The organism is Actinomycetota bacterium (genome assembly GCA_023488435.1).
Taxonomy (GTDB): Bacteria; Actinomycetota; Coriobacteriia; order Anaerosomatales; family UBA912; genus UBA912.
In genome coordinates, this window is the sequence record JAMDCK010000013.1 from 1 (window position 1) to 22,500 (window position 22,500).

21 protein-coding genes and 1 pseudogene are annotated in these 22,500 nt (G+C 62.9%); 21 read left to right on the top strand and 1 reads right to left on the bottom strand.

From position 1 onward, the window contains the following. The 5 genes from M1617_01435 to rlmH form a co-directional block, all read left to right on the top strand. The coding region (locus tag M1617_01435; GenBank protein MCL5886955.1) for a hypothetical protein at positions 1 to 753 on the top strand (753 nt) is incomplete at its 5' end. A gap of 4 nt (positions 754 to 757) precedes the next feature. Beyond that, positions 758 to 2,239, top strand: a complete 1,482-nt coding sequence (locus M1617_01440) for an NADH-quinone oxidoreductase subunit M (GenBank protein ID MCL5886956.1) — start codon at positions 758 to 760, stop codon at positions 2,237 to 2,239. 3 nt (positions 2,240 to 2,242) lie between these two features. Then, positions 2,243 to 3,643, top strand: a complete 1,401-nt coding sequence (locus tag M1617_01445; protein ID MCL5886957.1) for an NADH-quinone oxidoreductase subunit N — start codon at positions 2,243 to 2,245, stop codon at positions 3,641 to 3,643. A gap of 94 nt (positions 3,644 to 3,737) precedes the next feature. Beyond that, positions 3,738 to 5,042 carry a trypsin-like peptidase domain-containing protein gene (locus tag M1617_01450; protein ID MCL5886958.1) on the top strand — a complete coding sequence of 435 codons (1,305 nt, stop codon included), beginning with the start codon at positions 3,738 to 3,740 and terminating at the stop codon, positions 5,040 to 5,042. Then, positions 5,042 to 5,506 (top strand): 23S rRNA (pseudouridine(1915)-N(3))-methyltransferase RlmH, encoded by a 465-nt coding sequence (gene rlmH, locus M1617_01455; GenBank protein MCL5886959.1) that lies wholly within the window; start codon positions 5,042 to 5,044, stop codon positions 5,504 to 5,506. The genes M1617_01450 and rlmH overlap by 1 nt, the downstream gene beginning before the upstream one ends. A gap of 5 nt (positions 5,507 to 5,511) precedes the next feature. On the opposite strand, the gene M1617_01460 is transcribed toward rlmH, so the two are convergent. Continuing rightward, entirely contained in the window at positions 5,512 to 6,000 is a 489-nt protein-coding gene (locus tag M1617_01460; GenBank protein MCL5886960.1) for a hypothetical protein, read from the bottom strand. A 186-nt stretch (positions 6,001 to 6,186) separates the two neighbouring features. Here M1617_01460 and M1617_01465 point away from each other — a divergent pair, with 186 nt between their 5' ends. The 16 genes and pseudogenes from M1617_01465 (at position 6,187) to rho (ending at position 22,357) form a co-directional block, all read left to right on the top strand. Continuing rightward, the gene (locus M1617_01465) at positions 6,187 to 6,684 is read left to right on the top strand and encodes a PH domain-containing protein (protein MCL5886961.1); all 498 of its coding nucleotides are present in this window, start codon (positions 6,187 to 6,189) and stop codon (positions 6,682 to 6,684) included. Next, positions 6,681 to 7,046 (top strand): DUF2200 domain-containing protein, encoded by a 366-nt coding sequence (locus tag M1617_01470; GenBank protein MCL5886962.1) that lies wholly within the window; start codon positions 6,681 to 6,683, stop codon positions 7,044 to 7,046. Before M1617_01465 ends, M1617_01470 begins: the two co-directional genes overlap by 4 nt. 131 nt (positions 7,047 to 7,177) lie before the next feature. After that, positions 7,178 to 8,068 (top strand): HNH endonuclease, encoded by an 891-nt coding sequence (locus M1617_01475; protein ID MCL5886963.1) that lies wholly within the window; start codon positions 7,178 to 7,180, stop codon positions 8,066 to 8,068. Between the two features lie 5 nt (positions 8,069 to 8,073). Continuing rightward, positions 8,074 to 8,913: a metallophosphoesterase gene (locus M1617_01480; GenBank protein ID MCL5886964.1), complete on the top strand. Its 840-nt coding sequence runs from the start codon at positions 8,074 to 8,076 to the stop codon at positions 8,911 to 8,913. A 36-nt stretch (positions 8,914 to 8,949) separates the two neighbouring features. Then, the gene (locus M1617_01485) at positions 8,950 to 9,804 is read left to right on the top strand and encodes an ion transporter (protein ID MCL5886965.1); all 855 of its coding nucleotides are present in this window, start codon (positions 8,950 to 8,952) and stop codon (positions 9,802 to 9,804) included. Beyond that, a complete protein-coding gene (locus M1617_01490) occupies positions 9,801 to 10,508 on the top strand; it encodes an aquaporin (protein ID MCL5886966.1) in 708 nt (235 codons plus the stop codon). The genes M1617_01485 and M1617_01490 overlap by 4 nt, the downstream gene beginning before the upstream one ends. Positions 10,509 to 10,567: 59 nt before the next feature. Continuing rightward, positions 10,568 to 12,328, top strand: a complete 1,761-nt coding sequence (gene argS, locus M1617_01495) for an arginine--tRNA ligase (GenBank protein ID MCL5886967.1) — start codon at positions 10,568 to 10,570, stop codon at positions 12,326 to 12,328. A 12-nt stretch (positions 12,329 to 12,340) separates the two neighbouring features. After that, positions 12,341 to 13,699 carry a diaminopimelate decarboxylase gene (gene lysA / locus M1617_01500; protein ID MCL5886968.1) on the top strand — a complete coding sequence of 453 codons (1,359 nt, stop codon included), beginning with the start codon at positions 12,341 to 12,343 and terminating at the stop codon, positions 13,697 to 13,699. Positions 13,700 to 13,730: 31 nt separating this feature from the next. Then, positions 13,731 to 15,023, top strand: a complete 1,293-nt coding sequence (locus M1617_01505) for a homoserine dehydrogenase (GenBank protein ID MCL5886969.1) — start codon at positions 13,731 to 13,733, stop codon at positions 15,021 to 15,023. Next, positions 15,023 to 15,940, top strand: coding sequence for a homoserine kinase (gene thrB, locus M1617_01510; GenBank protein ID MCL5886970.1), 918 nt, complete (start codon positions 15,023 to 15,025; stop codon positions 15,938 to 15,940). Before M1617_01505 ends, thrB begins: the two co-directional genes overlap by 1 nt. A 293-nt stretch (positions 15,941 to 16,233) precedes the next feature. Beyond that, entirely contained in the window at positions 16,234 to 17,148 is a 915-nt protein-coding gene (gene sppA / locus M1617_01515) for a signal peptide peptidase SppA (GenBank protein ID MCL5886971.1), read from the top strand. Between the two features lie 36 nt (positions 17,149 to 17,184). Further along, on the top strand, positions 17,185 to 18,015 hold the full coding sequence (locus M1617_01520) for a metallophosphoesterase (protein MCL5886972.1): 831 nt from the start codon (positions 17,185 to 17,187) through the stop codon (positions 18,013 to 18,015). After that, positions 18,012 to 19,373 carry a 2,3-diphosphoglycerate synthetase gene (locus M1617_01525; GenBank protein MCL5886973.1) on the top strand — a complete coding sequence of 454 codons (1,362 nt, stop codon included), beginning with the start codon at positions 18,012 to 18,014 and terminating at the stop codon, positions 19,371 to 19,373. The genes M1617_01520 and M1617_01525 overlap by 4 nt, the downstream gene beginning before the upstream one ends. Next, complete coding sequence (locus M1617_01530; GenBank protein ID MCL5886974.1) at positions 19,370 to 20,290, top strand: hypothetical protein; 921 nt, start codon at positions 19,370 to 19,372, stop codon at positions 20,288 to 20,290. Before M1617_01525 ends, M1617_01530 begins: the two co-directional genes overlap by 4 nt. Positions 20,291 to 20,330: 40 nt before the next feature. Beyond that, the gene (fsa, locus tag M1617_01535; GenBank protein MCL5886975.1) at positions 20,331 to 20,993 is read left to right on the top strand and encodes a fructose-6-phosphate aldolase; all 663 of its coding nucleotides are present in this window, start codon (positions 20,331 to 20,333) and stop codon (positions 20,991 to 20,993) included. Between the two features lie 74 nt (positions 20,994 to 21,067). Further along, positions 21,068 to 22,357: pseudogene (rho, locus tag M1617_01540) on the top strand (transcription termination factor Rho). The last annotated feature ends 143 nt before the right edge of the window (positions 22,358 to 22,500 follow it).

Below are 22,500 nucleotides of genomic sequence, written 5' to 3' on the forward strand. Positions count from 1 at the left end.
GGCATCTTCCCGTTCTCGGGCTTCTGGTCCAAAGACGAGATCATCCTCGTGCTCACGAAGGACGGACATTATCTAGCCGCTGCCGGAGCACTGTTCGCCGGCTTCATCACCGCATTCTACGTGGCGCGCCTCTGGTTCAGGGTCTTCACACGCAAGCCTCAGGCGAAAGGGTTACACGAGGCCAAAGTCGGCAAGCTCGCACCCATGTGCGTCTTGGCCGCAATCACCGCGGTGATCGGCTTCTTCGGCCCCACACTCGGGGATTTTCTCGGGTACAAGATTCCTTGGCCTGACCTGGTGGTCGCTGCCGTCTCCTCGGCGGTTGCCGTAGCGGGCCTTGCGGCTGGCTGGTGGGCCTACGGCCGAAAGGGCGGCGAGATCGACACCGGCGCGGTGAAAGCCCGGTTGGGCGCGGTCTACTCGGCGCTTGTCGCGAAGCTGTACTTCGATGAGATGTACCAGCGCCTGGCGGTGCGGCCCTTCACGCGGGCGGCTTCGGGCCTCTCGGTGTTCGACATCTCGCGTATCGACTGGCTGGTCGATGGCGCCGCCAAGGCTTGGAATGCCGTCGCTAGGGTATCGTGGAGGTTCGATGACCGCGCGGTCGACGGTGGAGTCAATGGCGTTGCCGCCGCAATCTGGGCATTCGGCAAGCGTGCAAGGTCGATTCAGAGCGGCCGAATCCAGACCTATCAACAGCTCGCGCTTGTCGCGGTCGTATTGTTACTAGTCTTCGTAGTGGTGAAGGGGTAAAGCCGTGGTCCCATTGCTTTCGCTGATCGTGTTCTTGCCACTGGTCGGCGCCATCGTAACGGCGCTGATGCCTCGAACCAGGCCCACCGCTCCGCGTGTGGTGGCACTTGTGTTCAGCGTGGCGACGCTAGGACTGGCCTCCTGGGCGCTGGCGATATTCGACGTGAACGGCGGCTACCAGTTCGTCGAGCGCGTCCCGTGGGTCCCGCAGGTCGGGATCGAGTACCACTTGGCTGTGGACGGCATATCGATGCCGATTATCGCCCTGTCAACGCTTCTCACGGTACTCGCCATCCTTGTGAGCTGGAAGATCGACCATCGACCCGCCTTCTACTTCACGATGATCCAGCTTCTTGCTGTTGGAATGAACGGCGTTTTCGCGGCGCTCGATTTCGTGCTCTTCTATCTGTTCTGGGAGCTCGTCTTGGTGCCGATGTACTTCCTGATCGCCATTTGGGGCGGCGCTCGGCGGGAGTACGCTGCGATCAAGTTCTTCCTTTACACGCTCGCAGGCTCCGTGTTCATGCTCGTGGGCATCATAGCGCTCTACATCACACAGGGGAGTTTCAACATCGCCGAACTCACCGCACTGGCCTCCAACCCCGACACCGCGCTCTCCTACAACTTGCAGTTCTGGATATTCGCAGCCTTCTTCCTTGGCTTCGCGGTCAAGGTGCCGGTTTTCCCGCTGCACACTTGGTTGCCTGATGCGCACGTCGAGGCGCCGACCGCTGGCTCGGTGCTGCTCGCGGGAATCCTGCTCAAGATGGGCACCTACGGCTTCATCCGTATCTCCCTGCCGATAATGCCCGATGCGGCCGCATCGCAGTTCTGGATGTGGACGCTGGGTATCCTGGCGACTGTCTCCATCGTGTACGGGGCGGCGGTGGCATTCGCGCAGACCGACATGAAGAAGCTCGTGGCCTACTCCAGCGTCTCGCACATGGGCTTCGTGATGCTCGGGATCGCATCGGGGACCCAGGAGGGTCTCGACGGAGCCGTGTTCGTCATGGTCGCCCACGGGTTGATCACGGGCATGATGTTCATGCTGGTCGGGATGGTCTACGAGCGCACCCATACTCGGGTCATCTCGGAGATCAACGGTCTCTCGAGCCAGACGCCCATCGCTGGCGGCCTACTGGCGTTTGCGTCAATCGCGTCGCTGGGCCTGCCGGGACTGGCAGGCTTTCCCGGCGAGCTTCTGACGCTTCTGGGTGCGTGGAGGTCGGATCTGTGGCCGGGCCTCGTGATCATCTCGGCGGTTGGAGTGCTTCTAGCCGCAGCGTACATGCTGTGGATGGTCCAGCGCACCGTCATGGGTGAGGCGAAGGGTGCGGTCGCCAAGATTCGCGACCTGACGGTCTTCGAGATTGCGATGCTCGCGCCGCTTGTGGTGCTTATCGTAGCGCTGGGAGTCTTCTGGTCGCTGCTTCTGCGCTATGTGACCCCGGCGGTACAGACGATACTTACGGGCATGGGAGTTTAGTCGATGACAGGCTACTGGCTCATAGCCCCTGAGGTCATCGTAACCGTGGGCGCGCTGATCGCGCTCTTCGGCAACATGCTGCCGGGCAAGGATCGCACGACGGCCCTCCTGTGCGCGGGGCTGTGCGTCGGTGCCGCTGTAGCGGCGTGGCTCGCAACCCCGGGCGAGGCGATCTTCGGCGGACTGCTGACCTCGAGTACGACTGCGAGCGTCATGCGCGCGGCGATCCTACTGCTCACCGCTGTCTGGCTGCTGTGGCTGTCGTCGAGAGGCTACCAGGGCGAGCGAAGCCGAGAAGCCGTCGCGATGGCACTTTTCAGCGTGACGGGCGCGCTCCTTCTGACGCACACCACCGAGCTGATCACCATGTTCATCGCGCTTGAGCTGGCGACGATACCGGCCTACATGCTCATGGGCTACCGCCGACGCGATATCCACGGCCTTGAGGGGGCACTCAAGTACTTCCTGCTCTCGATGCTCACTAGCCTGATAATGCTTTACGGCTTGTCGTTCCTCTACGGGCTGACCGGCACCACCCACTTCGGCCAGATCGCCGAGGCCCTGCCGGGCACCGGCACACTCGGGCTCATCGCCGCGGTCCTGACGATGGTCGGCTTGTTCGCGAAACTCTCCGCAGCGCCGTTCCACTTCTGGGCACCGGACTCGTACGCTGGCGCACCGGCCGCCTCGGTGGCCTTTGTCTCCACCGTCCCCAAGATGGCCGGAGTGCTGGTTCTCATCCACCTGGTCCAAGTGTTCCAGGGAATCCCGGGGATCATGCTGGTGCTCGCATTCGCCGCAGCCGCTTCAATGCTTCTTGGCAACCTCTCGGCCCTTGGCCAGACCGACACCCGCAGGCTGATGGCGTACTCCGGCGTCGCACACACCGGCTACCTGCTGATCGGACTCGCAGGGGCCGTCGCTCTCGGAGGCGCGCAGGAAGGCTACCTCGCCACCATCTTCTACGCGATCGCATACTCGATCCCGTCACTCGCGATCATGCTCGTAGTCGCCGAGGAGGGCGATTCGGTCGCAGACATGACCGGACTTGCGACCCGCCGCCCCTGGGTCGCGTGGGCGATGCTCACGTGGCTCGTCTCACTGATCGGCATACCGCCGCTCGCCGGGTTCTTCGGCAAGCTGTACCTGTTCCAGACCGGCCTTCAGGCTGGCCTGGCGTGGCTCGTGTTGATTGGAGTGGCCACGAGCATCATCTCGGCGGCTTACTACTTCAGGATCGTGCGGGCGATGTTCCTCGCATCTGCCGAGGAAGCCCCAGACCGACCGGCCGGCGAAGTCGCCGTCTCGCGGACAGCCGACGCAGCGCTTGCGATCGCGCTGGTCGCCACGGTGGCTGTCGGCGTCGGGGCTTCGCTGGTGATGCGCGCGCTGGGCTGGGTGTAGGCGCGAGCGAGGTGTTTCTTCGGCACGCTTATCGCTGATATCATCCGGGATACAAGAACCCGCATGTCTGAACGAACCAGCGAAGGAAATGCCGATGCTTCAACAAGAGCCCGAGGATAGAGACCGCGAGCAGCCTACCGAGCCCCCTGTGAGCCCGGCGTACAGGGTGGTCACGGGCCCGCTTCCCATCTGCGAGTACACGGGCGACCAGGAGTCCGATGAGCCTTGCGAGGAGCCCGCTACTGAGAAGCGCTGGTCAGGTGTCACCGTCGTCCTAGCGGCGTCGTTCGGCGCTATGGCGGGCGGTGTGTTGACCGCTGCGGCATTGGTGTGGGTGATCGGCCTGTGGCCCGGAATCCAGCGATACGCGCCCGGACCCCCCGGGGATGAGCAGACCGTGGCACCCATAGTCATCGAGCCTGGTCAGGATATCGACATCGCCGCTGCTGTCGCCGCCAAGGCGACCCCCAGCGTGGTCAACGTCAGGATCGAAGAGGTCTTCCGTGACCCCGTCACCGGCGGAACCGTCACTCGAGAGACGAGCAACGGCAGCGGAGTGATCATCCGCGAAGAAGGCTACATCCTCACGAACTTCCACGTCATCGAGGGTGCGTACAGGATCATCGTGACCGTCGGCATCGATGACGTCGAGGTGTCCCGCGTGGCAGGAGTCGACCCGTCGACCGACCTTGCAGTCCTCAAGATCGACGGTGGCCCGTACCCCGTAGCTGACATCGGCTCCTCGGCGGAGCTGCGCGTGGGGCAGTTCGTGGTCGCTGTGGGAAGCCCCTTCGGGCTGGAGAAGACCGTCACCACCGGGATCGTCTCGGCTCTGCAGCGTTCGAGCGTCACCGAGGGACCCCGCGACATCACCGCCTACACCAACCTGATCCAGACCGACGCAGCGATCAATCCCGGCAACTCTGGGGGTGCGCTGCTCGATGCCGAAGGTCGCCTGATAGGCATCAACACCCTCATCCAGTCGCCGGCGGGTGCCGTGGGGGCTCCGCAATCGGCGGGTATCGGCTTTGCGATCCCGGTCGATTCGGCGATGGACGTAGCGGTGCAGCTCATCGAGACCGGCCGCGCGGTCCATCCCTTCATGGGGGTCTCCACGCTGAGCATCGATCGGGCCACGGCCGCCGAGTTCAGCGTGCCTATCAATCGCGGTGCGCTGGTGCGTTTTGTGGAGCCTGACTCCCCGGCCGATGACGGCGGCATCGAGCGAGGCGACATCATCATCCGCATCGACGATCGCGACATCAGGGGTGCCGAGGATGTCTTCGCCGCAATCCGCGCGCGGCAGATCGGCGATACATCCCAAGTTGTAGTCGTCCGAGGGGACACCGAGATCGAACTCGAAGTCGTGCTCGAATCGGACGCCGGCCTCATCAGGTGATGCGCCTTACGGTCATCGCTGTCGGCAAGCTCAAGGAGACGTGGTTCCGCGATGCCGCCGCCGAGTACCTCAAGCGGCTGGAACCCTACGCAACCGTGAGTGTGACGGAGGTGCCTGACCGCGACGTATCCCGCGACGAGGCAACCGCACTTGCCGAGGAAGGCGCCGCGATCCTCAAGGCGATCCCACCGAGTGCGCATGTCATCGCGCTCGAAATCTCGGGCACCTCGCGTGACAGCGTCGGCTTCGCACGCCACCTGGAGGACCTGGCGCTGGGCGGACGTAGCTCCGTAGCCTTCGTCATCGGCGGGGCAGCCGGGATGTCTCGCGCTGTTCTCGATCGAGCCGACGAACGCATGTCGCTGGGGCCCATGACGATACCGCACCAGCTTGTAAGGGTCCTTCTGCTGGAGCAGCTATATCGCGCCTTCAAGATCAGCCGGAACGAGCCTTATCACCGCTGATGGGCTTAGGGGCTCACGAACACCTGATGGGCGATGTTGGTCTGTCCCTCCACCACTGAGAGGACGACGATGTTCTCGATCTGGCCCTTCGACACAGTGAACGAAGCGGTCATCGCGTCTCCCGACCCCTGCGTCATCTCATAGTCGACGGTCCAGCCTCTGGTCTCCCACTCGGCAGTGTGCCAGTCGATGACATCCTGGAGTGGGTCGTCCGTCAGCAGGGTCACAAGGAACACGGTGGCTCCTTCTTGGGTCATCGAGGAAGAAAGCTCGATAGTGGCGGGATCGTAGACCGGAACGTCCTCTGGGAAGCCTTCGGGCAACTGCCCTGCAGGTGCGTCGAGTTCGACCTGCCCACCAGTGACATCCTCAATCGCACGCTCTGCTTCTTGCTCGGCGACTTCGGTGGCCATCTGGCACCCACTCAAGCCGAAGATGAGCAGCACTCCCGCAATGATGGTGACCGCCAACTTGATCGCATGCTTGGATTCCATGGTTGCCCTCTCTGCACGTATGTGAAGCGTCAGCCTTAGTATACCCCTTGAGGACGCGGGCGGATCGGGCGGGTGCCGCGAAGGGCCGATTGATAGGGCGATGCCAGGAGTAGGTGTTATTGTGTGGCATGAAGACGGCGCTACAGCGCAGGGAGTCTTCACCCATGCGAACCTGAGAGGATCAGCGTGTCCCTAGACAGTCAGCGTTGGTTCGACTCGAAGATCGATTGGTGGATCGCGGCGATATTGGTGATACTGCCGCTGATTCAACTCACGGGAGCGATGGTCGCCCTCTTTCACGGTGATGTGGAGGGATCCATCGCAGCCACGGTCGGCATCGCCATCGTACTGGCGGTCTACGGGCTGCTCGTCATTCCGACACGCTACGCTATCGAAGATGACCATTTGCTCGTCAGGTTCGGGGTCGTTCGTCAGCGGATTCGGTACGATTCGATTTTGGAGATCCACCCGACCCGCAACCTGCTTTCATCGGCGGCGCTTTCGGTGGATCGACTCGCGATCAGAACCGGACGGGGCCCGCTGCATCTCACCCTGATATCACCTTTGGAGCGCGAGGAGTTCATCATGATGCTGACGCACAAGGCTGACCTCATCTGGGATGGGCAGCGATGGCTTCGGCGGGGAGCCGTGGCGCCGGGCTCAGCCGGAAAGGAGCGCAGATGACCGGGCATCGGATCTTCGCGATGGAGTTTCGCAAGGTCTATCCGCTTTATGTTCAGAAGGCGGAGAAGAAGAACCGCACGAAAGACGAGGTCGATCGGATCATCTGCTGGCTGACCGGGTACGACGAAGCCGGCTTGCGGCGGCAGATCGAGCGGGGCGTCGATTTTGAGGCCTTCTTCGCACAGGCTCCGGCCATGAATCCGAACAGTGCGCTGATCATGGGTGTCGTGTGCGGCGTCAGGGTCGAGGAGATAGAGGATCCACTGATGCAGCAGATTCGATACCTGGACAAGCTGATCGACGAGCTAGCCAAGGGCAAAGCGCTCGAGAAGATCTTGCGCGGGTCGATCACTTCTCCGTGAGATCTGGCGTCCGCCGCGCTTGCGCCAGCAACTCTCGGACCTGGTCTGCTTCGCCTGTGGCCGTGCTATGCTGGGCTCCCAAGGAGTTCTGGTCATCATGATCGGAGGTGGGTGGCATCGACGATTCATTTGTGCGGCATGCAGCCTTCGGCTGGTTAGCGGATCAGGTCGCCATCCATGGTGACGTGCTGCCACGCCACCTCATCGAGCGGGGCCTCACCCTCCGAGGAGTTCGCGTCCCACTCGTGGGCCCGCAGGGGATATTCAAGCCCAAAGTCATGACTTCACCAATATCCATTACGACTGCACCCTCAGGTCCCTACGATGACCTGCTCGGCGACGACGGTCTGCTTCGATACCGATACCGTGGCACTGATCCCGCCCACTATCAGAACCGCAGTCTGCGGTATGTGATGGAACAACGACTGCCGCTCGTCTACTTCCATGGTGTCGCGAAAGGTCGGTACATGGCGACGTGGCCCGTTTATGTGATCGCGGATGATCCTGCGCGACTGACGGTTACCGTGGACGTCGAAGCCGCAGAATCTGCTCACCTGTTCGGTTCCGCCTGGTCAGAACTTGCCGCAGCGGAGGCCGATCCGGTCTTGAGGCGCTACGCAGCCGCTCAAGTGCGAGTTCGGATGCACCAGCGCTCGTTTAGGGAACGAGTGCTGGAGGCATATCGGCGTAAATGTGCCTTCTGTAGCCTTCGTCATGAAGAGCTGCTCGACGCCGCTCACATCATCCCGGATGCCGATCTTCTCGGTGAACCAGTTGTCGCGAACGGACTGTCGTTGTGCACTCTGCATCACAGCGCATTCGATCGGCAGGTCATCGGGTTGCGTCCCGATTACGTTATCGAGGTGCGCCCTGACGTGCTCGCCGAGAAGGACGGGCCCACGTTGACTCATGCTATCCAGGCACTGCATCATCAGCCGATCGTGCTGCCGCACTCGCTTGCCCAGCGTCCCAGTCCGGAGCGGTTGCAGGTGCGATACTCGCAGTTCCTAGAGGCTTCGTGAAACAAATGGTAACGCGTCGGCAGTTCATAGTCGGATCGGCAGCCCTCGTGGCCGCCGCGGGAGTCGGTGCCTACGCGTCGTTCGTCGAGCCCCACTGGCTCGAGGTGATCCGGCGTCGGATGCCCGTGCGCAATCTCCCCGGCGAACTCGAGGGGGCCACACTGGCTCACCTTGCCGACACCCATATCGGCCCTGTCTCCGACGCCTTTCTGGGGGACGCTTTTGCGACCCTCTCGGCGGTGGAGCCCGACATTGTTGTGATCACCGGTGACCTGACCGCGACATATCATCCGGGTGTGGTCGATGAGGTGAAGCGCGTTTCCACCAACCTGCCGCGCGGCAGACTGGCTACGCTCGCGGTCCTCGGCAATCACGATTACGGGCCCGAGTGGACCGATGCGGAGCATGCGGAGCTGGTCACAGGCGCATTCGAGGGGGTCGGCATACGCGTGCTCTCCAATGAGCTCATTTCCGTTGCCGGGCTGCAGATCGCCGGGATGGACGACCTGTGGTCGGGGCGGTTCGATCCGGGGCAGGCACTCGCCGAACTCGATCCCGACCGGGCGATGATGGCGCTCACGCACAATCCGGACAGCGCCGACCGCGCAGGCTGGGATGGCTTCGAAGGATGGATACTTGCTGGTCACACTCACGGAGGCCAGGTGAGCCTGCCGTTCTTTGGCCCGCCGTTCATACCGGTCGAGAACGAGCGCTACACGTGTGGCGAGTTCGAGTTATCGGGCAACCGTCGGATGTACATCAACCGAGGAGTCGGGTACTCGTCGATGCGCCTCCGCTTCGGGGTTCGACCCGAACTGACCTTGTTCGAGTTACACTCCGCATAGCGTTACGCTGCCGAGGAGCTGAAAGGAGTCACTAAGTTGCAGGAAGGCGCAATGCGTACCCGGACAAGCATGCGGCGACGCACATTCGAGCTGCTAGAAGTGGCGCGCCCGGGAGACCGTCAAAGCCACATCACAGACATCTTCATCGTGACGCTGATCATCACCAACGCTGCGGCGGTTGTGTTCGGGACTGTGGATTCAATCTACGCTGCCATCGGCCCGGGCTTACTTGTCTTCGAGTGGTTCTCGGTTGCGGTTTTCTCGATCGAGTACCTCTTGCGCCTTTGGTCTGTTGTCGAGGAAGCGCCGGACATTCCACCCACCCGGGCCAGACTTCGCTATGCCTTCTCCTGGCTGGGAATCTTGGACCTGCTCGCAGTAGTGCCTGCTTACCTGCCCCTGGTTTTCGCGGTCGACCTGCGGATCCTCAAGCTGTTCCGTCTCTTCAGGCTCGTCCGCCTGCTCAAGATCGGGCGGTACTCGGGTGCGGTGGGGACGTTCGCTGTCGTGTTGCGCAGCAGGCGCGAAGAGCTGGCCATCGCCGTCGGTACGATGATGGTCCTGCTTCTCATCTCATCGACAGTGATGTATTTCGTGGAGCACAACGCCCAGCCGGATGAGTTCGCCAACATTCCCGACGCCATGTGGTGGGCCGCCGCCGCGCTGACGTCCGTCGGCTACGGTGATGTCTATCCCATAACGGTCGTCGGCCGGATATTCGGGGCCCTTCCGGCGATACTGGGCATCGGACTCTTCGCGCTACCGGCCGGTATTCTTGCAGCCGGATTCGCCGAGGTCTTCACAGCGAATCGAGTGCGGAGCTCGACGTGCCCGACTTGTGGCCGAAGTCACGAGGACGATACGTCCACATCAGATGGGACTCAAGGATGAACACTCCGCTTAGCACCAGACTCGCCGCCGAGGCGATCGGGACTTTCTTCCTGGTGTTCGTCGGCACCAGCGCAATCGTGGTGAGTGCCGACGGCGCTGTCACTCACGTCGGTGTGGCGATGACCTTCGGGCTCATCGTGTTCGCGATGATAGCCGCTCTCGGCGATGTGTCCGGAGCACATCTCAATCCGGCTGTGACGGTCGGCTTCTTCCTCGCTCGGCGGTTTTCCGGCAGGGAAGTCGCACCTTACATCGCAAGCCAGTGCGTCGGGGCAGTGCTGGCGAGCCTTTGCGTGGCCTTCCTGTTTCCGGCCGCCGAGACCCTAGGTGCGACGCTTCCAACGGGCCCGATCCACCAGTCGCTGTTGCTCGAGGTGCTCATCACGGCGCTCCTGATGTTCGTCATCCTGAGCGTTTCCACGGGCGCCGCCGAGAAGGGGATCACCGCGGGGCTTGCGATAGGCGGCACCGTCGCGCTGTGTGCGCTGTTCGCTGGGCCGGTCTCGGGCGCCTCCATGAATCCGGCACGCTCCCTAGGGCCTGCCCTGGTCTCAGGGCAGATGGAATTCATCTGGCTATACCTCACGGCGCCCGTTCTCGGCGCTGCGTTAGCTGTTGCTTTATGCCGGTGCATGCGCAGAGATTCCTGTTGCGCGCCCCAAGTCTCATCGGATGAGGAGCCCCGCACCGATTGCCGAGCCTGACTCTTGGCGGTATCCTTTAGGTTTCATACCGACACTTTACTGCCGAGGAGACCTGACGCGTGAATGAGACCCTGACCGAGCTGGTGCGCCATGCCCTGAGCTCGGCTGCCCAGGCGGGCGAGCTTCGCATCGAGGAGATACCCGAGCCGCAGTTCGAGCGGCCCCGGGACGTCAAGCACGGCGACTGGGCCACCAACATCGCGATGCAGCTCGCGAGATCCGCCGGTGCACCTCCAAGGGAGATCGCCGAGGTCATCGCCCGCCGCATGACCGGGCATCCCGACATCGAAGCTATCGAGGTCGCGGGCCCCGGGTTCCTCAACATACGACTCTCCGCCGAGGCACTGCAGCGCATCCTCGCGCAGGCGCGTACGCAGGGCCGCGCATTCGGCTCGCCGACTCTTGGCGAAGGCCGGCGCGTGCAGGTCGAGTTCGTCTCGGCGAATCCCGTGGGCCCGATGCACGTCGGGCACGGCCGCTGGGCGGCGCTCGGCGACAGCATGGCACGGGTGCTCGAACACGCTGGCTGGGTCGTAGAGCGTGAGTTCTACATCAACGACGTCGGCGTCCAGATGGACATCTTCGCGAAGTCTGTGGCCGCGCGATACCTCGAGATCTGCGGACAGACGGTCGATTTCGAGCCCGAGTGGTACCAGGGCGCGTACATCACCGAGATAGCGCGCGAGATCTTTGACGCCGAAGGCCCGGGCTGGGCGTCTGCCGAGCCCGCCTCACGTGAGGCCCACTTCAAGGAGGTCGCGTACACGCAGGTGCTCGCGCACCTCAAGCGCGTGCTGCACGACTTCGGGGTCGACTTCGACGTGTGGTTCTCGGAGCGCACCTTGCACGCCGAGGGCGGCGCGGGGGATTCCGGCGGCACGGGTGACTCGGCGGTAGAGAGTGCGATCGAGGCCCTGTCGGAGGGCGGCCACATCTTCGAGCACGAGGGCGCGAAGTGGTTTTGCACCACGGCCTTCGGCGACGACAAGGACCGCGTGCTGCGCAAATCCGATGGCAGCTACACATACTTCGCAGCTGACGTGGCGTATCACGCCGATAAGTTCGAGCGCGGGTTCGACCGCGTCATCAACATCTGGGGCGCCGATCATCACGGTTACGTGAAGCGGATGCAGGCGGCCGCTTCGGCGCTGGGCCACGAAGGCAAGCTCGACATCGTCATCGGCCAGCTCGTGAACCTGTTCCGCGCTGGTGAGGCGGTCCGCATGTCCAAGCGCACCGGCGAGATGGTCAGCTTCGAGGACCTGCTCGACGAGGTCGGCGGCGATGCCGCACGCTACTTCTTCCTGCGACGCTCGACCGACCAGCCGCTCGACTTCGACATCGAACTCGCGCAAAGCCAGAGCGCCGAGAACCCCGTCTACTACGTGCAGTACGCGCACGCCAGGATCTGCTCGATCCTGCGCAGGGGCGAGGAGCTGCTCGCTGCAGGAGGTGCTTCGGCAGATGGCGGGTCGGGCGGCGCCACTTCGGCAGGTATCGCCGAGACGGTCGCGCGCATCGTGCCCGACGACGCTCCGATCCACCTGCTCATCGCCCCCGAGGAACTCGCGCTCATGCGCAAGCTCGCCGAGTTCGAGGAGGTCGTCACGATCGCCGCTCTCCAGCTCGCGCCGTTCAAGCTGACGCGCTACGCCGAGGAACTCGCCGCGGTCTTCCACCAGTTCTACACCGTCTGCCGTGTCATCGATCCCGATGACCCGCAGCTGACGGCTGCTAGGTTGTACGCTGTCGACGCTACCCGGATCGCGCTTTCGGTCGTGCTCGACCTCATCGGCGTGTCCGCGCCCGAGAAGATGTAGGAGGTCCACCCGATGGGCACAGCACAGAGACGTCCCCCGGCCGCGCCGGATCACAAGACCGGCCACGACCTGCTCGCGGTCTTGCCGGATACCGCTGAGATCCGCGATGGCCGCCTATGGATCGGCGGTGTCGACATGGTCGAGCTCGCCCGCGAGGCCGGCACCGCGCTATACGTCATGGACGAAGCGACGATCCGCCATCGCCTCGCCGAATACATCAAGTGGACGCGATTCCACTGGCCCGAGGTCGATGTCGTCTACGCCGGCAAGGCGTTCATGTCCCTTGCGATGCTGCGCATAGTCGCCGAAGAGGGCTGCTGCCTCGATGTCTCCAGCGGTGGCGAGCTGGCCTATGCGGTGCGCGCAGGGTTCCCCATGGAGCGCGTCTACGTGCACGGCAACAACAAGACCGAAGCCGAGCTACTCGAGTGCCTCGAAGCGGGAGTCGGCCGGATAGTGGTCGACAATTTCGAGGAGATGGAGCGCCTGAGCGCGCTCGCCGTTGCCGGCGGGGTGACGCAGGCGGTCCTCGTCCGCGTGACACCCGGAGTCGCCGCTGATACCCACGACTTCATCATGACCGGCGCCGAGGACTCCAAGTTCGGGTTCGGGCTCAACCAGGGGCTCGCGATGGAGGCTATCAAGCGCGTCATCGCCCTTCCGGGCCTGGAGTTCGAGGGGCTGCATATGCACATCGGCTCCCAGATCTTCGCGCTGCACAGCTTCGCCAAAGCCATCGAGGTCATCGTCGAGTTCATGTGCGAGATCCATAAGGAGACAGGAGTTGCGGTCGGTCTGCTCGATGTCGGCGGCGGACTCGGCGTTGCGTACGGCGTGCCCGATGAGCCTTCGACGATCGAGCAGTTCGGCAAGGTCATCGTCGATGGCATCAAGGAAGAGTGCGAGCGACATGGAATCGACACGCCGAGAATGGCCGTCGAGCCGGGCCGCTCGATCGTGGCGAACGCCGGTGTGACGCTCTACACGGTGGGCTCGGTCAAGGAGATCCCCGGCATCCGAACCTACGTCGCTGTCGACGGCGGGATGTCCGACAACATCCGGACCTCGCTTTATGGCGCACACTATGAGACGCTCATCGCGAACAAGGCAGACCAGCCGCGCGAGATGGTCGGCTCGGTGGCTGGCAAGCACTGCGAGAGCGGTGATATCGTCGTCAACGACGCCCAACTGCAGTGCCCGGCCGTTGGCGACGTGCTGTGCGTCTGCGCCACGGGTGCTTACTGCCAGTCGATGAGCAGCAACTACAACAAGCAGGTACGCCCCGGTGTCGTCTTCGTCGCCGATGGGCAGTGGCGATGGGCGGTCCGTCGTGAGACATACGACGACCTGATGCGCACTGACGTGGGTTAGCCAAATTACTATGAGTGACGGGAGAGACACAATGCGTCCTGTAAGGATCGGGTTGATCGGACTTGGCACGGTCGGGTCCGGAGTCGTGGAGATATTCGCGCGCCACAAGGCGGATTTCCTCCGCCGAACAGGTGCACAGATCGAGCTTGTCCGCTTTGCCGACAGAGATCCGGCGTGCGCCGAGCGTCTCGGCCTTCCTGCCGACAAGTTCACCACCGACGCCTTTGCGGTCGTGGCTGATCCCGAGGTCGACGTCGTCGTCGAACTGATCGGCGGGACGGGCGTGGCGAAGGACCTCGTGCTCGCCGCGCTGGCGGCCGGCAAGTCTGTGGTCACCGCGAACAAGGCGCTCATGGCCAAGCACGGCCAGGAGGTCCTCGACTTGGCCGCCCAAAACGGCGTCGACGTGATGTTCGAGGCCGCAGTCGGCGGCGGGATCCCGATCATCTCCCCGCTCAAGCACTGCCTCGTCTCCAACGAGATCTCGACGGTGGTGGGCATCGTCAACGGGACGACCAACTACATGCTCACCCGCATGGCCGACGACGGGCTCGACTACGCCTCGGCGCTCGCAGAGGCGCAGGAGCGCGGATACGCCGAAGCCGACCCCACAGCTGATGTCGACGGGCACGACTCGGCGGCTAAGATCGCGATTCTAGGCAGCATCGCCTTCAACACGCGGATCACCATCGACCAGGTCGCCACCGACGGCATCCGCTCGATCCTTCCCTCCGACATCGCCTACGCGCGCCAGATGGGCTATGCGATCAAGCTGCTCGCGATGGCGCGCAGGGTCGATGGCGCAATCGAGGCGCGCGTGCACCCGGCGATGATCCCCGCCTCGCACCCGCTGGCAAGCGTCAGCGGAGTCTACAACGCGATCTTCGTGGTGGGCGACTCGGTGGGCGAGGTCATGTTCTTCGGGCAGGGCGCGGGCTCGCTACCTGCGGCAAGCGCAGTCGTCGGCGACGTCATCGAGGTGGCGAGGCACATCCAGGGCGGTTGTCTCGGCCTGGTGGGATGCACTTGCAACGAGTCGCTGCCCATGAAGAACGCCGCCGAGCTGACCTCGAGCTACTACGTCCGCCTCAGGGTCGCTGACCGCCCGGGCGTGCTCGCGGCTGTCGCCGGGATCTTTGGCGCGAACGATGTCTCGATCGGATCGGTCATCCAGAAAACCGCCGATGAGACCGGGGCCGAGATCGTGTACGTGACCCATCGCACCTCGGAGGGCGCGTTCCACGCAGCACTGGACGAGATAACGATGTTGGAGTGCGTGACCAAGCTCGAGAGCGTGCTGCGCGTGGAGGAGCTTTCCACCTGATGCGCCCTGTGACGGTTCGCGTCCCTGCTACTTCAGCCAACCTTGGGCCGGGGTATGACTCCTTCGGCCTGGCACTGGCGCTATGGGACACGTACACCGCTGTTCCTGCCGAGAAGTGGTGCGTCGATATCGTCGGCGAGGGTGAGGAGCGCTTCGCACGCGATGGGCGCAACCGGGTCGCCAAAGCGATGGCCGCCGTATTCGAGCAGGTAGAAGGCGCCCCCAAAGCCGCGCACATCACTTGCGAGAACCGGATCCCCTCCGCTCGCGGACTCGGCTCCTCGGCGGCGGCGGTGACAGGAGGGGTCCTGCTCGCCGATGCGCTGTGCGGTGGAGTGCTTCCCAAGGAGCGCCTCTTCGAGATCGCGGCGCGGTTCGAGGGCCACCCGGACAACGTCGCCCCTGCGATCTATGGCGGGTTCACGATCGCGTGGGCCGATGAGGGCGGCCCCAAGGCCGCAACGCTCAGGCCCGGCCGTGGCCTCGCAGCGATCGCCGTGGTGTCGCGGGAGCGCCTTCGGACGGATGCTTCGCGCGGGTTGGTGCCGACCCAGGTGCCCCACGCCGATGCGGCTTTCGGCGCGGCGCGGGCGGGATTGCTGGCCTCGGGGTTGATCCTCGGCCGAGCCGACCTCATCGCGGCTGGCCTGCACGACCGCATCCACCAGCAGTACCGAGCATCGGCGGTACCCGACATGGAGCGAGTGATCGAATCGCTAGTCCGGGCCGGTGCCTTAGGCGCAGTCCTCTCGGGTGCCGGGCCCACCGTGATCGGCCTCGTGACCGCCGAGGATGATGCCGCTGCGCTTGCCTCGGCAGGTAAGGCCGCGGCCAGGATGGGGCCGATGCCCGATGGGCGCCTAGAGCCGCTGGTTCTTGGCATCGATCACGCGGGAGCTCAAGTAAGTCGAGGCTGAAGCCAACCGGATATTGACCCGGATGGGCATAGTCGGGGAATATATGACACATCACGCAGGCAACACCTCCACCTATCCGTTCCAAGGGATTAGGAAATCCGATGAACCCAGAAGACTCGAATCCTCAAGTACCTGCACAGCCTCCAGCCCCAAGTCAGCCTATCGCGTCTCCGGCTGAGCCCCCTGCTCCGCCGCAACCATCAGCTCCTGTGATGCAGACCCCTGCTCCGCCGCAACCACCAGCCCCGGCGCTCCAGGAACCGGTCCGCAAATCCTCTACGTGGAAGTGGGTCGTGGGAATCATCACTGCGCTGACGCTGTGCGCGTTCGTCTCCTGCGGCGCGCTCATCATGTTCGCCGCAGTGCCCTCACAGCCGCTCGATGACTTCGCTCTTCCAACTGGGGAGAACATCGGTCTCATCCACATCACTGGTGCCATCGCTGGCGGCGGCGGTGGAGGTTTCTCGGAGTTCGCTTCGCCTGAGATGATCATCGATCAGCTCGATCAGGCCGTCGATGATCCAAGCGTCAAGGCGATCCTCCTTCGGATCGACTCCCCGGGCGGGACACCGGCGGCCTCTCAGGAGATCGCGATGGAGGTAGCACGCGCCTCGGAAGTCAAGCCCGTCGTGGTAAGTGTCGGTGATGTTGCTGCAAGCGGCGCCTACATGATTGCAGCCCAAAGCGACGAGATCATGGCCAGCCCGACCTCGATGGTTGGGAGCATCGGCGTTATCATGACGATCCCCAACTATGAGGAGCTTATCGACAACATCGGCGTCGAGTTCACCGTCCTTACGGCGGGAGAGTCAAAGGATGTCGGCTCGCCCTTCCGTTCCATGACCGCGACGGAGGTTGCGCTGCTGCAGACATCGGTCGACGTGGTCTACGACGAGTTCATCCGGATGGTCGTCGAAGGACGCGGGATGTCCCAGGAGGAAGTCGAAGAGCTTGCCACGGGCTTCGCTTGGTCTGCCGTGAAGGCCAAGGACAAGGGTCTTGTCGATAGCCTCGGCACATACAACGACGCGGTCGATCGCGCCGCTGAACTTGGCGGGATCGAAGGCGAACCCGGCATCGTCACATTCGGCATCGACGCATATGGCCCCCTGATGGATATGCTCTTCGGGATATCCGCTTCGCTCGAGAGGATCGGCTCCCTGGGCCAGTCGCTCGCCGTTCCCAGCCATCAACCAATGCCTCGATGAGCCGGATTTGGTCCGGCCGATAGGAAGAGAGCCGCGATGGCCACAGATGCGCCCATTCGCATAGCCCACATATCTGACCTGCATTGCGGGTCCAGGTATCACATTCCGTCTCTGGCCAACCGCGTCATCGACGAGCTGAACGAGCTCGCACCGGACATGGTGGTGGTGACCGGCGATCTGACCGACGAAGGGTTCAGGCAGGAGTTCAAGCAGGCTCACAGGCTGCTCTCTCGACTGGAGTGCGAGCAGCAGATGGTGCTCCTCGGCAATCACGATGCCCGAAACGTGGGCGACGAACATTACGCCGAGTTCTTCGGCCCGAGAAGCCAGGAGCTAACACATGGATGTCTTCGCGTCATCGGGATCGATTCGAGTGAGCCCGATCTGGACTCCGGGCGCGTTGGCCGGAGTCGGTATCGATGGATCGAGAAGCGCTTCAGCGAGCCGGACGAATTCAAGGTACTCGCTATGCATCACCACCTCGTTCCGGTGCCCAGGACGGGTCGGGAGCGCAACATCGTCTTCGATGCCGGTGACGTCCTCCAGACGCTTGCGCGATCCGGCTGCGACCTGGTGCTTTGCGGCCATAAGCACGTCCCCAACATCTGGCGCCTCGAAGACATGCTCATCGTGAACGCGGGAACCGCCTGCACCCACCGCCTGCGAGGTGGAGTCCGCCCCTGCTACAACATCATCGAGGTCTTCGATCACTCCAGGGTCAAAGTCTCGCTCAAAGAACCCTATGCCGACCCGGTGCTCGTGGAGGATTTCACCGCCACCGAGAAGCGGCACTGCAGATGGCGAAGTGACGACGGCACGCTTGGATCGGCATTTCAGCCACACCCGGACGACGAGGACCTGCTGTGATGCGGGCAATCGCTCTTATCGACGGCGAGCACTACCCACCCGTTGTCCGCTTCGCCCTCGAAGGGCTTGCCAAGGAGTACGAAGTCGTCGCCGCGGTCTTCATCGGTGGGACCGAGAAGGTCGACCTCGAGAAAGGCATGGGCCCGTACGGCGTCCCAGTGGTCGTCGCCGCTTCGGCGGAAGCAGCGCTGCGTGAGGCCATCGAGCGCTATCAGCCACAGGTGGCCGTCGATCTTTCCGACGAGCCAGTCGTGACCAGTGCCGACCGTTTCCGACTGGCAGGCACCGCCATCGCGCTCGGCGTCGAGTACCGCGGAGCGGACTTCTCCTTCCGTGCGCCAGCTGCGCCGCACGTGACCACCACCCCGACACTGGGGCTGATCGGCACGGGCAAGCGGGTAGGCAAGACCGCGATATCCGGATACGTGGCCCGCGAGCTAACGGCAGCCGGGCGTGATATCTGCGTGCTGGCGATGGGCCGAGGAGGCCCCGCAACGCCCGAGGTCATCCATGGCGAGCGCGTCAAGCTGACCACTGCCGACCTGCTGCAACTCGCCCGTCAGGGTATCCACGCCAGTAGCGACAACTACGAGGATGCGGTCATGAGCCGCGTGACTACCGTAGGCTGCCGCAGGTGTGGCGGTGGGATGGCTGGCGAGACTTTCTTCTCCAACGTTCGAGAAGGTGCAGCCCTGGCCGACACGCTAGGCAAGGAGCTCGTGGTCCTGGAAGGCTCGGGTGCGGCAATCCCGCCGGTACACGCCGACGCGAACATCCTCGTTGTCGGAGCAAGAGGCGGAGTGACCTACGTTCGCGACTATTTCGGACCCTACCGCATGGGCTTGACCGATCTGGCGATCATCGCAACCGCCGAAGAAGCGGTCGTTTCGGCATACGACATCGTGTCGATACGCAAGGCGGTCGCTGACATCGCGCCGGGACTCCGCTGCATCGCCACGACATTCCGCCCCAATCCGATCGAGCCCATCGAGGGCGCAAGGGTGTTCTTCGCGACAACCGCTCCGGCCGAGGTGCTCCCGTTGCTTACGCAGTATCTCGAGGAAGTCCACGGTTGCCGTGTCGTTGGCGCTAGCCCACACCTTTCCGACCGCAACAAGCTGCGCGAGGACATGCGTGCCGCACATGGTGGCTACGATCTGTTGCTCACCGAGCTCAAAGCCGCCGCAATCGACGTGGTCGCGACCTTGGGCGAGGAAAGCGGCATTCCCACGGTGCTCTGCGACAATGTGCCGATCTCTGTCGATAAGGACGTGGATCTCTCGGAAGCTGTGAGGCAGACCGCCGAGGCCGCCATAGCGCGCGGGCAGGCTAGATCCCAAGAGGAAAGCGCGAGATGACCCGCGATCCAAAGACCATCATCCTATCTGACAAGAGACACGGCCTACCATTCTCCAAAGGCTTGCTCGCGCAGTCGTTCATGGCGACAGGACTCGGCCCAGCCAAAGCCTATTCGATCGCCCAGGCCATCCAGGATGAACTCCAGGATTCCGGAGAGCTTTCGGTGACGATGGATCGCCTCCGGACACTTTCGAAGGAGTACCTGGAGCGACTGGCGGGTGACCAATACAGCGTCCGCTGGGCTCAGCTACACGCGATATCGAAGCTGGACAAACCCCTGATCGTGATGATCGGCGGCACCACCGGAGTAGGCAAGTCCACCATCGCCACGCAGGTGGCTCATAGGCTGGGAATCACGCGAATAGTTTCTACGGATTCCATTCGAGAGGTAATGCGTGGTATCTTTACAAAGGACCTTATGCCCGCGATCCACGAGAGCGCGTTCAACGCATGGCAGAGCCTGCGAGTTCCAGTACCGCACGGCACCAATCCTTTGATCGTCGGGTTCCGCGAGCAGACTGCTGTCGTGACGACTGGAGTCAAAGCACTCATCGAGCGGTCGGTCCTTGAGGGTGATAGCCTCGTACTGGAGGGCATCCATCTGGTGCCCGGTTATATCGAACCGCGATACTTCCGCAATGCGCGGGTGGTGCAGCTGGTTGTCGCGGTGGAGGATGCGGACTCGCATCGCAGCCACTTCTTCATCCGAGAGGTGCAGACCGAAGGGACCAGACCCTTCGAGCGTTACAAGATGAACTTCGGAAACATCAGGCTCCTCGGACACTACATCGAGGACCTGGCTCGCGAGCATGGGACCCCGGTGATCGTCAGCCATCAACTGGACCTGACCGTCGCCGACGTGCTCGAGCACATTGTCAGGATAGCCATCGAAGACGAGTTGGATGCGCGGCAATGATTTGCCGCGATCATGAGAGTAAGAAGGAGGCGCAGGATACGTGAAGTTTTTCTTGGACACCGCCAATCTCGATGAGATTCGGGAGGCGGCAAGCTGGGGCGTGCTAGCGGGGGTGACCACCAACCCCACGCTGTATGCGCGGGAGGGTGGCAATCTTCGGGACTTCCACGCCCACATCGTCAAGATCTGCGAGATCGCAGACGGCCCCGTGTCTGCCGAGACGGTTTCGCTGGACCGGGACGGGATCATCGCAGAGGGCGTCGAGCTGGCAGCGTTGCACCCGAAGGTCGTGGTCAAGGTCCCCGTGATGCCCGAAGGGCTTGCAGCCACCAAGGCCCTTGCCGACCGGGGCATCGGCGTCAACATGACTCTGTGCTTCACGGTGCCTCAGGCGCTGCTCGCCGCACGTGCGGGCGCAGCGTATGTCTCGCCTTTCGTGGGACGCTTCGATGACATCTCAGAAGATGGCATCGAGCATCTCGCCAACGTGGTGCAGGCACTCGGCAACTATGACTTCGGCCATCAAGTCGAGGTCATCGCAGCCTCTGTGCGCCATCCACAGCACGTGCTTCAGTCGGCGCTGATGGGTGCCGATATAGCCACTGTACCCATGGCCACACTCGAGCGGTGCGTCAAGCATCCCCTGACCGACCGCGGTATCGAATCATTCCTCGCTGATTGGGAGAAGGTAAAGAATTCATGAGCGCTAGACCTCGTAAACGTGGACGTCGCGGCGGCAGCAGTGGTGGTAGTGGTGGAGGAGCTCCTGCCGAAGCAAAGCCCACCGTTACCCAAGCCGAACTAGAGGCCAAGACGGTCGCCGAACTAAAGGCTATGGCTACTGAGCTGTCTCTGGACTTGAAGCCTCTGAAGAAGAAGGCCGATTACGTCCAGGCGGTCCTGCAGGCCAGCGTCAAGGTGGAAGGATTCACCGAGATCAAGGGCATCCTCGACGTGATGCCGGAAGGATACGGCTTCATCCGCACCAACGGGTACCTCCCGGGTGACGCGGATGTCTACTGCTCGATGTCGCAGATCAGAAGGTCCGACTTGCGACGCGGTGATCTGATCGTCGGCCAGATAAGGCCACCCAAGGACAACGAGAAGTATGCGGCGCTGCAGCGCGTCGATACTATCAACGGTGTGCCGTCCGACCAGGCACGCGGGCGCAAGCGTTTCGGAGACCTGACTCCGATCTACCCGGACGAGAGGCTGCGTCTTGAGCATGGCGCTCAGTTCGTGACCGCTCGGGTGATGGACCTCGTGGCCCCGATCGGAAAAGGACAGCGTGGTCTTATAGTCTCGCCACCTAAGGCAGGCAAGACGACCGTCCTCAAGGATATCGCCGCCTCAATCACGGCCAACAACCCAGAGGTCTACCTCATGTGCCTGCTCGTTGACGAGCGCCCTGAGGAAGTCACCGACATGCAGAGATCGATCCAGGGCGAGGTCGTCTCCTCGACCTTCGATATGCCCAGCGAGAACCACATCGCCGTCGCCGAGCTACTTATGGAGCGCGCCAAGCGCATGGTCGAGTCCGGATTCGACGTGGTGATCCTGCTCGATTCGATCACTCGGCTTGCCAGGGCCTACAACCTCGCGACTCCCGCCTCGGGCAGGATCCTATCGGGAGGTGTCGACTCGACAGCGCTCTATCCGCCCAAGCGATTCTTCGGTGCGGCTCGCAACATCGAGTTCGGAGGGTCACTCACGATCCTTGCGACTGCACTGGTCGACACCGGCTCCAAGATGGACGAGGTGATTTTCGAGGAGTTCAAGGGTACCGGCAACATGGAGCTGCGCCTGGACCGCTCGATGGCCGACAAGCGCATCTTCCCTGCGATCGACGTGATTGCGTCGGGAACTCGGAAGGAAGAGATGCTGCTCGAGCAGGTCGAAGCGCCGTTCGTGTGGGGGTTGCGCCGCATCCTGCACGGCGTGGACTCGCCGGAGCGCGCGATGGACATGCTGATCAAGGGACTCAAGCAGACCAAGAGCAACCAGGAGTTCCTCTCCAAGATGGCAAAGCGCGCCGAAGACAAGCGTCACAACGGCGTCGACTTCTGATACACCAGCAACTCCCAGAAGCATCTAATCTTGGGGGGTTAGGCCGCTTCCGCGAACCTTGACGCCCAGTGAGAGTCCCATTCGTTGTTGTAGCGTAACACCCTGAGTTTGAGGATTCCAAGTGCACCGGGCTTGAGCCAGCT

Bases quoted from the DNA above. Each gene is read 5' to 3' on its own strand.
- M1617_01450 (MCL5886958.1), top strand. From the start codon at position 3,738: ATGCTTCAACAAGAGCCCGAGGATAGAGACCGCGAGCAGCCTACCGAG.
- thrB (MCL5886970.1), top strand. From the start codon at position 15,023: ATGCGCCCTGTGACGGTTCGCGTCCCTGCTACTTCAGCCAACCTTGGG.
- M1617_01505 (MCL5886969.1), top strand. From the start codon at position 13,731: ATGCGTCCTGTAAGGATCGGGTTGATCGGACTTGGCACGGTCGGGTCC.
- lysA (MCL5886968.1), top strand. From the start codon at position 12,341: ATGGGCACAGCACAGAGACGTCCCCCGGCCGCGCCGGATCACAAGACC.
- M1617_01445 (MCL5886957.1), top strand. From the start codon at position 2,243: ATGACAGGCTACTGGCTCATAGCCCCTGAGGTCATCGTAACCGTGGGC.
- M1617_01530 (MCL5886974.1), top strand. From the start codon at position 19,370: ATGACCCGCGATCCAAAGACCATCATCCTATCTGACAAGAGACACGGC.
- M1617_01470 (MCL5886962.1), top strand. From the start codon at position 6,681: ATGACCGGGCATCGGATCTTCGCGATGGAGTTTCGCAAGGTCTATCCG.
- rlmH (MCL5886959.1), top strand. From the start codon at position 5,042: ATGCGCCTTACGGTCATCGCTGTCGGCAAGCTCAAGGAGACGTGGTTC.
- M1617_01520 (MCL5886972.1), top strand. From the start codon at position 17,185: ATGGCCACAGATGCGCCCATTCGCATAGCCCACATATCTGACCTGCAT.
- M1617_01480 (MCL5886964.1), top strand. From the start codon at position 8,074: ATGGTAACGCGTCGGCAGTTCATAGTCGGATCGGCAGCCCTCGTGGCC.
- M1617_01460 (MCL5886960.1), bottom strand. From the start codon at position 6,000: ATGGAATCCAAGCATGCGATCAAGTTGGCGGTCACCATCATTGCGGGA.
- M1617_01490 (MCL5886966.1), top strand. From the start codon at position 9,801: ATGAACACTCCGCTTAGCACCAGACTCGCCGCCGAGGCGATCGGGACT.